The 12918-nt window shown below is 59.7% G+C and carries 12 protein-coding genes; 5 read left to right on the forward strand and 7 right to left on the reverse strand.

The window, feature by feature from the left end:
• Positions 1-4: 4 nt before the first annotated feature.
• Together N018_RS21970 and N018_RS21975 are read right to left on the reverse strand one after the other, a co-directional pair.
• Positions 5-973: an alpha/beta hydrolase gene (locus N018_RS21970; RefSeq protein WP_025390743.1), complete on the reverse strand. Its 969-nt coding sequence runs from the start codon at positions 971-973 to the stop codon at positions 5-7.
• Positions 974-1047: 74 nt separating this feature from the next.
• Positions 1048-1974, reverse strand: coding sequence for a Gfo/Idh/MocA family protein (locus N018_RS21975; RefSeq protein WP_025390744.1), 927 nt, complete (start codon positions 1972-1974; stop codon positions 1048-1050).
• Between the two features lie 391 nt (positions 1975-2365).
• Here N018_RS21975 and N018_RS21980 point away from each other — a divergent pair, with 391 nt between their 5' ends.
• Positions 2366-2785: a polyribonucleotide nucleotidyltransferase gene (locus N018_RS21980; protein ID WP_024647193.1), complete on the forward strand. Its 420-nt coding sequence runs from the start codon at positions 2366-2368 to the stop codon at positions 2783-2785.
• 25 nt (positions 2786-2810) lie between these two features.
• The gene (locus N018_RS21985; RefSeq protein WP_025390745.1) at positions 2811-3704 is read left to right on the forward strand and encodes a cation diffusion facilitator family transporter; all 894 of its coding nucleotides are present in this window, start codon (positions 2811-2813) and stop codon (positions 3702-3704) included.
• Between the two features lie 6 nt (positions 3705-3710).
• On the opposite strand, the gene N018_RS28430 is transcribed toward N018_RS21985, so the two are convergent.
• Positions 3711-4202 (reverse strand): DUF6515 family protein, encoded by a 492-nt coding sequence (locus N018_RS28430; protein WP_324294027.1) that lies wholly within the window; start codon positions 4200-4202, stop codon positions 3711-3713.
• A 168-nt stretch (positions 4203-4370) separates the two neighbouring features.
• Between N018_RS28430 and N018_RS28435 the strand changes: the two genes are divergently transcribed.
• Positions 4371-4925, forward strand: coding sequence for a hypothetical protein (locus N018_RS28435; RefSeq protein ID WP_032633040.1), 555 nt, complete (start codon positions 4371-4373; stop codon positions 4923-4925).
• Positions 4926-5267: 342 nt separating this feature from the next.
• Positions 5268-5747 (forward strand): Lrp/AsnC family transcriptional regulator, encoded by a 480-nt coding sequence (locus tag N018_RS22000; protein ID WP_024647196.1) that lies wholly within the window; start codon positions 5268-5270, stop codon positions 5745-5747.
• A 13-nt stretch (positions 5748-5760) separates the two neighbouring features.
• On the opposite strand, the gene N018_RS22005 is transcribed toward N018_RS22000, so the two are convergent.
• The 4 genes from N018_RS22005 to N018_RS22020 form a co-directional block, all read right to left on the reverse strand.
• Positions 5761-6393, reverse strand: a complete 633-nt coding sequence (locus N018_RS22005) for a pseudouridine synthase (RefSeq protein WP_025390746.1) — start codon at positions 6391-6393, stop codon at positions 5761-5763.
• Positions 6394-6472: 79 nt separating this feature from the next.
• Positions 6473-7936, reverse strand: a complete 1464-nt coding sequence (gene amn / locus N018_RS22010) for an AMP nucleosidase (RefSeq protein ID WP_025390747.1) — start codon at positions 7934-7936, stop codon at positions 6473-6475.
• Between the two features lie 52 nt (positions 7937-7988).
• Entirely contained in the window at positions 7989-9638 is a 1650-nt protein-coding gene (locus tag N018_RS22015; protein WP_025390748.1) for an acyl-CoA dehydrogenase family protein, read from the reverse strand.
• A 122-nt stretch (positions 9639-9760) separates the two neighbouring features.
• Positions 9761-11755 (reverse strand): sensor histidine kinase, encoded by a 1995-nt coding sequence (locus tag N018_RS22020; protein ID WP_024647200.1) that lies wholly within the window; start codon positions 11753-11755, stop codon positions 9761-9763.
• Between the two features lie 364 nt (positions 11756-12119).
• Between N018_RS22020 and N018_RS22025 the strand changes: the two genes are divergently transcribed.
• Positions 12120-12917 carry a hydroxymethylpyrimidine/phosphomethylpyrimidine kinase gene (locus N018_RS22025; RefSeq protein WP_025390749.1) on the forward strand — a complete coding sequence of 266 codons (798 nt, stop codon included), beginning with the start codon at positions 12120-12122 and terminating at the stop codon, positions 12915-12917.
• Position 12918: the final 1 nt, after the last annotated feature.

Raw genomic sequence — 12918 nt, forward strand, 5'->3', positions numbered from 1 at the left:
CAGGTCAAGCCCTCGCCGCAAGCCGCTCATTGATCCACTCATGACTGCGGGCCAGGGCCTTGCGCGCCAACGCCGTCGGGAAGTGAATGAATCCGTGCGGAGACTCCGGCAGAAGGTGCATTTCCACGTCTGCCGAGTTCGCCCAGCGCTCGGCCATCTGCAGGGTGTCGTCCAGCAGAGGATCAATCTCCCCGACAAACATCAGTGCGGGTGGCAGGTCGGTCAAGTCGCCATAAAGAGGTGAAAGAGGCGCCTCTCGGCGCTTCTCATCACTGATATCGGGCGTCAACAAGCGCATTGCACTGACCATACCGGGGCCATCCAGCACGAGTGTGTCGGGGCCTGCCGTACGAACGCTTGGCGTGCCGGTCAGGTCGTAAACGCCGTAATACAGGACCGTGCCGACCACACGCTCAAGCAGTTCGGGCCTGGCCTTCAATTTCAGCAGAGTCGCTGCGGCGAGATGCCCGCCCGCCGATTCACCCACGACAATAACCGGCAGACCGGCAAACTCTTCGCAGTCCTCCAGCAACCAGCAGGCCGCAGAGAAACAGTCGTCCATCAGGCCTTCAACGGGTGTCGACACGGCCAGCCGATAATCAACAGACACGATCGCTACGTCGCAGGCGTTGAGCATGCCGATGTTGAGGTCGTCATTCATCTGCGCGTTGCCGATCACCCAGCCGCCACCGTGGATATCAAACACCACGCCTTTGGGCTTGCCCTTGGGTTTGATGATGCGTACCGGCACCGGCACTCCGTTTACGCTGATAATTCTCTTTTCAGCCCGAAGCCCTTGCTTGCCCAGCTTGAAGGCGCCACCCACCTGACCGACACGCAACAGCGCTTGAATCACCAGCGGTGCGACGCGATTGCGGATACGAAAACGTGGCAGGCGCGCAAGAGTCTTGTTGAACCGGCGCACTTCCGCCAATTCCTGCTCACTGGAAGGCCAAAGCTTTTTAGTGTCCACTGTCTGCTCTCTTGTCCGGCGTTGATGTGCGGGCGCGATTACGCAGTCTGCTCCCGCCTATACCTGAGAGGCCACTAATCGTAGAACGGTTCAACCGACGCACGGCTGCCGACAAAAAAACTGTCCGCGACCAGTCGTAACGGCTGTAGATCCAGATCGCTGGTTTTAGTGGCGATCAACTGTTGAAAGTGTCGATACACCGCCGCGTACTCACCCTCTTCCGAAACGGTCTGGCGCACACCATCGATACTCAGCAGCGCGCCGCCGTTATCCAGACGCAAGGTGCCTTCGGTGCAACGAATTTCGATGCTCCAGAGTTCGTCATGACCGTGATCGAAATCGAACTCTGCGCGGATGTCGAGGTGGCGTGCGTCAGACATTTTGATCGACGCGGCAATAGGCGACTGGCAGTTGCCCGGTACACGCAGCTCGGCAGATTCCACGAGCATTGGCAGTGGGAGCAGATGGGTCGCAATCGACAAGGCATTGATGCCCGGATCAAACACGCCCAGGCCGCCGGGCTGCCAGATCCACGCCTGACCTGGGTGCCACTTGCGCACGTCTTCCTTCCAGTCGATCTGTACGCTTTGCAGAGTGCGGGTGGCGAGCCAGTCGCGGGCAGCTTCGATGCCGGGCGCATAACGCGAATGCCAGGCAAAAAAACCGCTGACGCCCTGCTGCTTCACTTGGTCGACCAGCATCATCGCTTCACCCAACGTGGCGCATGGCGGCTTTTCCACCAGCACATGCTTGCCAGCAGCCAGCGCCTGCTGCACCAAAGCGAAGCGGCCTTGTGGCGGTGTGCAGAACGCAATCGCATCGACATGAAGCCCGCTTTCAAGCAGCTCGCCCAAAGACTTGAAATTCTCAACCCCTGCACACGGCTGCCCTTGGGTGGCAACGGCCACCAACTGAAACGCGGGGTTGGCGCGGATAGCAGGGACGTGCTGATCCTGAGCAATCTTGCCGTAACCCACCAGCCCGAGACGAATCGGTTGCATACATGACTCCCTGAGTTTTTGTAATTGTCTTGGGGCACAGTAAACCAGATGTTAATCATGGTCGGTAAGGGGGTATGGCGGGTGGAGGCAGTACCCGCGATGTGCCTGAACAGGGTTTAAAGCGCGATAGCCGGGGAAACTCGTGCTACAGGTGGCTATGCACAGATTGCCAAGCTGCCGATCGGCGACGCGGAGCGCCGCACGATCGTTGAGGTTATCGTTCCGCTCGCTCCGGCGTGAGAATGCAGTTCTGGCATCGGCAAGATAGTTCGTTGGCTTTATGTACAACCGGCACGGTGATCAATTCACGCAGAACCACGCCATCGCTCAATAGTCTTAGCCTTGCAGTCATTGCCTTGTATAGTTGCCCTCTTCATCTCAGGAGCTTTCCATGCGCATTCCTTCTCGCTTGATCGGTGGCGTTCTGGTCGCCACGTTGCTGACTCAGATTTCGGCCTGCGGCAGTATTTTCTATCCGGACCGTCGTGGTCAGATTGATGGCAAGGTTGATCCGGCCATTGCGGCGCTGGATGCTTTTGCGTTGCTGTTCTATATCGTGCCTGGGGTAATTGCCTTCGCGGTGGACTTTGCCACTGGCGCGATTTATTACGGACCGGGCGAGCACGCGCAGATTGATCCACAGAAGCTGCAACCGGCAATCAAGGCGGATGGCAGCGTCGACAACACCAAGCTGCAAGCCATCATTGAAACCGAGCTGGGCCGTTCCCTGCCGTTGAATGACCCACGCCTGATCCAGCACAAAGGCAGCGTCGAGCAACTGGCTGCGCTGGGGCTGGTCCCGGCGGCCTGATAACAACACGATTCAAGGAAGCGTCATGAGCACCACTGCCGAACATTCCCGACTGCTGCGTCTGGCGACGCGGGCCTCGCTGGCGGTTGCCGTGACGCTGATCCTGGCCAAGGGCGTTGCCTGGTGGCTGAGCGGTTCGGTGAGCCTGCTGGCCGGGCTGACCGACTCTCTGCTCGATGGCGCGGCCTCGTTTCTCAATCTGCTGGCGGTGCATTACGCACTGCGGCCGGCGGATGACGATCATCGTTATGGTCACGGCAAGGCGGAAGCCTTGTCGGGCATGGCGCAGGCGCTGTTTATCACCGTCAGCGGCGTGTTGATCGCCGTTCAGGCAGTCGAGCGCATCCAGAATCCCGAGCCATTGGGCGCGCCGCTGCTGGGCATGGTCGTGATGGTGGTGTCTATCGCACTGACGCTGGCGCTGCTTACCCTGCAATATCGGGTGATCAAGGCGACGGGCTCGGCGGCGATTCGTGCCGACTCGTTGCACTACCGCTCTGACTTGTTGCTCAACGCCAGCATTCTGGTTGCACTGACCCTGGCGTATTTCGGCTGGCAACAGCTGGATGCCTATTTCGGTCTGGGCATCGCGTTTTACATCCTCTGGAGCGCTTTGCAGATTGCTCGCGAAACGGTGTCAGTGCTGATGGATGAAGAGCTGCCTGCCGATGTCAGCACGCGTATGCTGGAACTGGCGTGCGGTGTGCCGGGCGTACTCGGGGCACATGACCTGCGCACGCGGATTTCCGGCAATCACTGGTTCGTGCAATTGCACCTTGAGTTGCCGGGAACATTGACCCTGTCGGTGGCCCACGCCCTCTGCGACCGGGTTGCCGAAGCCATCCACGCGCAATTCCCGAAGGCCGAAGTGCTGGTGCACGCCGACCCTCAGGAAGTCGTTACGCAGGCTGACGCCTGATCAGCATCAGTTGACGCTGTAACCACGCCCCGCCAGACAGGCACCCATCGAACGGCGATACACGTCCACTATGTCGGGCGGCGGCTGGCCCGCAAAGTTGGCGGGATCGAAGCCACTCTGTTCTGCTGCCCAGCGGTAGCACTGATAACGATCCAGCTCGACCTGCTGTGGGCTCTGGCCGTTCGCAGGGTAGGCAACCGGGTCATAACCATTGTCCTGCTGTTGCGGAGCAGCCTGATAAGCGGCGTTGTTCTGCGGCGGATTGACCACCACGTAGTCCTGCGTGTCAGGCTGATAGGCGTAATAGGCACCGGCTGCCAGAAACAGCAGGCTGCTGCCGATCCACACTTCCTGTGAATAAGACGGCAAGCTGCGCACACGCACGCCATAGGGTGGCGTGACCACTACATAGCGCGGGCCTTGCGGGCGATACCAGTAACCTTCCGAATAGAAATAGTCCTGCCCGCGATAAGGAATACGCGAGTATCCACCCGGCACGCGATCTATCGCATAGCCCGGTCGGTATTGCGGGCCTGGGCCCCAGCCATTGCCGTGCCCGTCCGGGCGACCTTCCCAGTGATCATTGGGGCGACCGTTACCGGCCTGCCAGTTGCGATTATTGCCACGCGGGATGTCCTGGTAGTAACCCTGACGCGGTGGCTGGGTTTGCCGGGCTTCTCCCGGGCCACCCTGAATCGGCAGGTTGTCCTGATTCTGTCTCAATTGCTGACGCTGCTGGTTTTGCTGTTGCTGAATCTGGCGCTGCTGGTCGCGTTGCTGCTGCTCGATCTGCTGTTGCTGCTGGCGCTCTACGTTGCGCTGCTGCAACTGTTGCTGCTGGATCTGCTGCTGTTGCTGACGATCAACCTGACGCTGTTGATTCTGCTGTTCCTGAATCTGGCGTTGTTGATTGTTCTGCTGCTGGTTGATCTGCTGTTGCTGCTGACGCTCGACCTGGCGCTGTTGATTCTGTTGCTGCTGAATCTGGCGCTGCTGGTTGTTCTGCTCCTGCTGCCGCTGCTGTTGTTGCTGACGTTGCTGCCCGTTTTCAGCGGGACCGCCATTGGGCTGGTTCTGCCGGGAATCATCACGCTCGTCGGCCAATGCCTGAGCACTGATGCTCAAACACAACAGACTTACACCCGCAAACTGCCAGATGCCAGATTTCATGCTTTCCTCACTCGGACGCGGGTTGATGTCATTAAGACTACTGAAGCGTAGCGCCGTTCTCGCACTTTATCAGCAGACAAAGAAAAGGGGACCAGATGGTCCCCTTGAGATATTTCGTCGTCCTGCGCAACGCTTTTGACGTTGGCTCACCTCATGCCGTCTTCTGGACAGTATGTAGCCCGGGGGCCTGGCACACCCGGTTGGGTGGGAGGCCGCGACCGGCCTGATTGGGCGGTCGCGCTGGACGCTGTGTCCGGGCAGTGATTCTGTTTAAAAGAATAGGCCTGAGGCTCTAGCGGAAGATTGCTAATATTGCCGATTAAAACATCACTTGCGCAATTTTTGACTTCAGATGAATAATCCAGCGCAATTGAACTCATTAAGGGATGCATCGTGAGCAAGCTCGACAGATATGACCTGAGCATTTTGGCGGAACTGCAACGCGACGCCCGTATTTCCAATCAGGAACTGGCCGAACGCATTGGTCTGTCACCTTCGCCCTGCTCGCGCCGGGTCAAACAACTGGAAGACGACGGCTATATCGTGCGTCAGGTCGCGCTGCTGGATCGCAAGAAACTCGGCCTGAACCTGACCGCCTATGTGTTGATCGGCATGGACCGGCACACGCCGGAGCGTTTCGAGAACTTCGAGCAGCAGATCCGCAACCTGCCGCAGGTGCTGGAATGCAGCCTGGTGACCGGCATGGACGCGGACTATCAACTGAAAGTCGTGGTGCCAGACATGGATCACTATCAGAAACTGCTGCTCGGGCACCTCACCCGGATCGAAGGCGTGACCAGCGTCAAATCGAGTTTTGTACTCAATCAGGTGCTGGCCAGCACCGAAATGCCGTTGACTCACTTGCGCAGCTGAAAGATCCCTGGCGTCACAGCTTTGCGGCAACTTCCCGGTATTGGCCCTGATCCAGGCCTTCGAGCGTCCAGTCGCCAATCCTGACCCGCACCAGACGCAAGGTCGGTAGCCCGACGGCGGCGGTCATGCGCCGTACCTGACGGTTGCGACCTTCCTTGATGACCAGCTCCAGCCAACTGGTCGGCACGCTTTTGCGAAAGCGCACCGGCGGATTGCGCGGCCAGAGTTGCGGCTCTTCCAGCTGTCGTGCCTCGGCGGGCAAGGTTGGGCCATCGTTGAGCTGCACGCCGTCGCGCAACTGCTGCAACTGCTCTTCAGTCGGTTCGCCCTCGACCTGCACCCAGTAGGTCTTGGCCAGTTTGTGCTTCGGGTCGGCAATCCGCGCCTGCAACTGTCCATCATTGGTCAGCAACAGCAGGCCTTCGCTGTCACGGTCCAGCCGCCCGGCCGGGTAGATACCGGGAATATCGATGAAGTCCTTGAGCGTGGCCCGCCCGCCCTCGTCACTGAACTGCGTCAGCACGTCGAACGGCTTGTTGAACAGGATCAGCTTCGGCTCGGCCGGGGGCGCTTTGGCAACGCGCCGCGCAGCACTGGCAGGGCCGGGGGCAGGACGACGGGAGGTGGGGCGTTGAATGCGGGACATGAGAATTCGGTAATCGGAAAACAGAAAGGGCCACTTTAGTGGCCCTTTCTGCAAATACCAATCTATTAACGAGCGGCGGTTAACGGAATGGCGGCTCGTCGAAGCTGCGCAGTTTGCGCGAGTGCAACGAGTTCAGCTGGGTACGCATCAGGTCCAGCGCGGCGATGCCGATCTTCAAGTGCTGGCTGACCGCACGTTCGTAGAACGCATTGGCCGAACCCGGCAGCTTGATTTCACTGTGCAACGGCTTGTCGGAAACGCAGAGCAGCGTACCGTAAGGCACCCGCAGGCGATAACCCTGAGCGGCGATGGTGCCGCTTTCCATATCGACAGCAACAGCGCGCGACAGGTTGATCAGCGGTCGCTCCTGAGCCCAGCGCAGCTCCCAGTTGCGATCGTCGTAAGTCAGCACGGTGCCGGTGCGCAGACGCTTCTTGAGCTCTTCGCCACGTTCGCCGGTGATCTGCGCTGCGGACTCCTGCAAGGCCAGTTGCACCTCGGCAAGGGCCGGAATCGGGATGTGCGGCGGCAGTACGCGGTCGAGAATCCCGTCGCGACGCATGTAGGCGTGGGCCAGCACGTAGTCGCCAATGGTCTGCGACTGACGCAGGCCGCCACAGTGACCGATCATCAGCCAGCAATGCGGGCGCAGCACGGCCAGGTGGTCGGTGATGTTCTTGGCGTTGGACGGGCCGACGCCGATGTTGACCAGAGTCACGCCATGACCGTCTTCGGCGATCAGGTGATAGGCCGGCATCTGGTAGCGGTGCCAGACCACGCTGGCGACAATCGCCTGGGCCTCGTCGACGCTCATGCTCTTGTCGACTACCACATTGCCCGGCAGGACCATGCGCACGAAACGCGGGTCTTCGCGGAGTTTTTCCAGACCGTGCAGAATGAACTGGTCAACATAACGGTGATAGTTGGTCAGCAGGATCCACGGCTGCACATGACGCCAGTCACTGCCGGTGTAATGCACCAGACGGCGCAGCGAGAAATCCACCCGTGCAGCGTCGAACAACGCCAATGGCAGCGGGTCGACATTGGCCCAGTCATACAGGCCGTCGGCAATACCGTCGGTCGCGGCCGAAAGGTCGGTGCTCGGGAACACCCGTGCCAGCGCCGCAGCTGTGACGCCGGTGCCCGCCAGCTCATCGCCCTGCTCGACCACATAGGGATAAGGAATGCTCTGCGCGCTCATGCCGACTTCTACCGTCACGGTGAAATCACTCATCAGCGGGACAAGTTGTTCGAGCAGGTACTTCTTGAACGCCTTCGGTTGCGTGACGGTAACGCTGTAAGTGCCGGGCAACTGCACCTTGGCGTAGGCGCGAGTGGTCAGCGGCACTTCACCGTGGCATTTGTAGACCAGTCGCAGTTCCGGGTAGTTGAACTGCGCTCGCTCTTCGGCGGTAGGCTCGACGCGGTCTTTCAGGTAGCGCTTGAGCGCCTGACTCAACGCGCTGGTGGCGCGCTCATGCAGCTCGGCAAGGCGCTCGACGGCTTGCTCGGCGGTGTCTACGGCAACAAAGGCTTGTGTCACGATTCATGTCCTGTCTGATCTGGCAGACGTGCATCGTAACGGGTTCGGGGGCTCATGCCACCTGTGGCGAAGACCTGAGCAGCAATGTTTCTACATCGACGCCTCTGGGCAAGGAGCCATACACGCGCCCGCCGGACGCTATCCGACCGGCCATGAAGCCGTCGCTGACCGCCGCGTTGCCCGCTTCCAGCAGCAGTTTGCCCTGCAAGGCGACGGCGATGTCTTCGGTCAGTTGCCGGGCGCGGTACTGAATGTCGCTGGTGTCCTGAAACGCAGCCTTGAGTGTGCGGATATGCAACCCCAGGTGGCGGTCGCCATGCCCGTCGCCCAATTCGTCAAACAGCGCATCGAGCGCGCCAGGTTCCCTGGAGAGTGTACGCAGCACGTCGAGGCACTGCACATTGCCCGACCCTTCCCAGATCGAGTTCACCGGTGCCTCGCGATACAGCCGGGGCAGGATGCTGTCTTCGACATAACCCGCGCCGCCCAGGCACTCGGCCGCTTCATTGATCATGGCCGGGGCGCGCTTGCAGATCCAGTATTTGCCCACTGCTGTGACCAGACGGGCGAGTCGTTTTTCGTGATCATTGTCCAAATGATCCAGCGCCCGGCCCATGCGCAAGGTCAGGGCCAGCGCGGCTTCGCTTTCAAGCGCCAGATCGGCCAGCACGTTCTGCATCAACGGCTGTTCGGCGAGCAATCGTCCACTGACGGAACGATGCGCACAATGATGGGTGGCCTGAGTCAGCGCCTGACGCATCAGGGCGCTGGAGCCGATCATGCAATCGAAGCGGGTCATGGCAACCATTTCGATAATGGTCGGCACGCCGCGTCCTTCTTCACCGATCATCCACGCCAGCGCGCCACGAAACTCCACCTCGCTCGACGCATTGGAGCAATTACCCAGCTTGTTTTTCAGCCGCTGGATATACACCTCGTTGCGGGTATCGTCCGGGCGGTGACGCGGCAGCAGAAAACAGCTGAGCCCTTTGTCCGTCTGCGCCAGGGTCAGAAACGCGTCGCACATCGGCGCAGAGCAGAACCACTTGTGCCCGACCAGCTCATAAGCCTGGCCGGGGCCGCCCGCGCCAATGGCAAACGCTCTCGTGGTGTTAGCCCGCACATCGGTGCCACCCTGCTTTTCGGTCATCGCCATGCCGATGGTTGCGCCGGCCTTGTGCGCGATGCCGACGTTGCGCGGGTCGTAGTGCGTAGCGAGCACCTTGGGCAACCAGATGTCGGCCAGATCGGGTTGCAGCCGCAGCGCCGGAACGCTGGCAAAGGTCATGGTCAACGGGCAGCCAGTGCCAGGCTCGGCTTGCGTGTGCAAGTAACTCATGGCGGCGCGCGCGACATGGGCACCGGGCTGCGGATCAGTCCACGGCAGGGACGGAATCCCATGTTCGATGGCGGTGTTCATCAACTGGTGATATGCCGGGTGAAATTCGACCAGATCAATGCGATGGCCATAGCGGTCATGGCTGGCGAAGCCCGGCTTGTGCTGATTGGCCAGAAAACCTGCTTCCATCAATGGCCCGCCGGCCAACGCGCCATAGGCGTAGATACGCGCCTGCGCCCAGCCCGCGCCGAACCGCTGGCTCCATTCCTGAAGCGGCACGTCGATGCGGTAAAGGTTTACGCCGTCCAGAGGCGGCGGCTGGTTGGTCACTTCGTGAGTTTCGGCGAAGGGTTTCAGGTTCATGAATCAGCTCCTGCCTGTGTGCAATCGCAGCCTGTCAGGCAGTGAATCACGCGCGCGCTCAGTGCAACAGTGCCGTAGCCGCCGAAACACCGGCGTTATTGACCTGCATCGACCTCAGACGGTCAGTGTCCCCACTGGGCTTTCAGTTCCGGTGTTCTGCGCACGGCACCTGGTATCGCCATCATGACCGGAAGGCTGAGGGTAAAGCAGCTGCCTTTGCCAGGCTCCGAGCGATGGCTCAGTTCGCCACCCTGCAATTCGATCAGTTTGCGGCAGATCGCCAGACCAATGCCAAGTCCGCCATATTCGCGGGTCATGGAGCCGTCGACCTGAAAGAAGTGCTGATAGAGAATGGCTTCGTCGAGTTGCCCGAAACCAATACCGCTGTCCATCACCTCGATGCGCAGGTGCATGCGTTCCAGATCCTGCGGCTGACCGCTGAATCGCACCTGCACCGCGCCTTTGCGAGTGAATTTGATCGCGTTGTCCACCAGGCACTCGATGCACTGGTACAGCTTGCCGACGTCCCCACGAACACTTGGCGGCAGTTTATCGTTCAGGTCCAGCGTCAGGATCAGACCTTTTGATTGCGCGGCAAGGCTGAAACGCTCACGCACCTTGTCGACCAGATCTTCAAGCACAAACGTGTTGCACTCGGCAGACAGCACCCCGGCCTGAAGTTCGGTCAGGGTCAGAATGCCGTTGATCATGGTCATCATGTCGCGCGCCGAACTGGCCGCAGTCTGATGATACATCTCCACTTCATCGTCCATGTCGAGCGTCTGCATGACCTCCAGCGACCCAATGACGCCGATCATGGGGGTGCGCAGCTCGTGAGTCAGCGTGGCAAGAAACTCGTCTTTCAACCGGTTACTGGTGGCCAGTTGCTTGTTCAACCGTTCGAGGTCCTGACCGGCCGCCAGCAGCGTCTGCGCTTGTTGACGCCGGGCATGGTTGATGCGGTCTGCCAGCGCCATGGACAGGAATGCCATTTCCAGCACGGTGCCGATGTGAACGGCGTACATGGTCAGAAAAGTATTGGGCAGATAGCCGAGTAACATCAGCGTGAACACCACGCCACTGGCCAGGAACACCGACCAGGCGAGCACAAAGTAGCGACCGACGCGTTCGCCTTTGACCACCGCGACGAGGCCCGCCAGATATATCGAGAGGGTCCCCAGTAGAATCAGATACGTCGCGCCGCGCAGGGCCGGTCCATAGCCCAGAAACAAAGCCATGCCCATCACCAACACCGCAGCGCCGATAACGGTTTTCAGCAGCCGGTCGAGCCAGCAACTCAAACGGGCGGTCACCAGAAAGCTGCGTGTGAACTGACAAGCGAACAGCATGGCCATTGACATCAGGAACGGCGTTGACGCATTGGCCCACCAAGGGCTATCGGGCCACAGGTATTCGATCGCAACCCCGTTGATCGACATCTGATACACCCCGAACGAGGCGACATACAACAGGTAGTAAAGGTAATCGGGCTCGCGGACACTGATATAGATAAACAGGTTGTAGACCAGCATGCCCAGCAGCACGCCGTACATCAGGCCAAAGACGTAAATCTTGGTCGGTTGCGCCTCAATATAAGCGTGGGTGGACCAGAGGTTCAGCGGCGCCTGAACAGGGCCTTCACTGCTGACGCGCAAATAGAACGTGCGCATCTGGCCCGGAGGCAGATCCAGTTGAAACAGGTAGTTGTTCTGGGCGAACTGACGGCTGGAAAACGGCCGCATGTCACCGGTCTGCCAGGCCATTTTCAGGCTGCCGCTGGCATCCGGCTCGTAAAAATCAATGCGATCCATCGGCGGATACGCCAGTTCCAGCAGCCAGTCGTTGTGCGTCCGGGTGCTGCCAGGGCGATAGGTGAGTTCGACTTTCAGCCAGAAAGCGGAATGCGAATACCCGGCATTGAAGGTGCCCGTATTCAGATCGCGAAATGCGCGTGTTCCCGCCGCAGAGCTGACGCTCTCGATGGTTGCCTCGCCGGTCGGGTCCTCGAACACCTGAACGGCACGCCCCAGAGGCAGAAACCGGGTGTTTTCATCAAACTCGACCGCGTGCACCTGCAACGGCAGCCAAAGAGCCAGAATGATCCACAGATAGCGCATTGAAGCCCCAAGGTAGGTCGTCGATTTCAATCCATCCGTTGATAACGACGTCCGCTAATTTCTATCCTTGAAACAGGCCGATGATTCAATACAAGCCTTTTTACGTGAACAGGCCGGCGTCAGTAAGAGAATAGTTACAAAACCTCTACATTTCCCCGCACACGTGAAGCATAGCCGCTAATAACGTAAAGACGTTATCGCCTTCAAAATCAAAGCAATAGCTCTGTATCGGCCATTTCAAGGCAAACATGAGTATTTTTCCCGGTCGTCGAGGTGTCGGGGAGGCCATCGGGTCGCGGAGCAACGCAATAAAAACCGGGGATCGGCAGGCGACTCGCGAACGGTAGTGATAAGCTCGCACACCATGAATATCTATAGCTCTCGCCCCGTTGTCCTCTGCCTTTCCGGCCACGACCCAAGTGGCGGCGCCGGTCTGCAGGCTGATATAGAAGCCCTGCTTGCTCAGGGTTGCCACGCCGTTCCGGCGATCACCGCGCTCACTGTGCAGGACACCGTGAATGTCAGTGATTTCCGAGTGCTCGATCGCGAATGGGTGATGGCTCAGGCCAACGCCGTTCTCAACGACTCATGTGTCGCCGCCGTCAAGCTGGGCATGCTCGGCTCGCTGGAGATGGTCGATACAGTTGTCGAACTGCTGCTGGCTCATCCGCATTTGCCTGCGGTCTGCGATCCGGTATTGCGCGCAGGCGGTGGCGGAGCGCTGGGCAAGGATGAAGTCGGTTACGCCATGCGTGAACGGCTGCTGCCGTTGTCGATCATCGCCACGCCCAACCTTCCTGAAGCACGCATTCTGGCGGAGCTGCCGGAGGGCACTGCGGATGAGTGCGCACATAAACTGCTGCCTTTCTGCGAACACCTGCTGATCACCGGCGGGCATGGCGACGAACAGCAGATCCATAATCGCCTGTATGTGCGCAACGGTCAGACGCACACTTTTGTCTGCGAGCGTTTGCCGGGCAGCTACCACGGCTCCGGCTGCACACTCGCCAGCGCCCTGGCCGGGCGTCTTGCGCAAGGTGAAGCACTGGTCAGCGCAGTGAAGTCGGCGCTGGATTACACCTGGCGGACATTGCGTGATGCCGAACAGCTGGGCAAAGGGCAATTCGTGCCCCGTCGCCTGCCACTGGACTTTTGTTCGTAAC

Source organism: Pseudomonas syringae CC1557 (assembly GCF_000452705.1).
In the GTDB taxonomy this organism is placed as follows: domain Bacteria; phylum Pseudomonadota; class Gammaproteobacteria; order Pseudomonadales; family Pseudomonadaceae; genus Aquipseudomonas; species Aquipseudomonas syringae_F.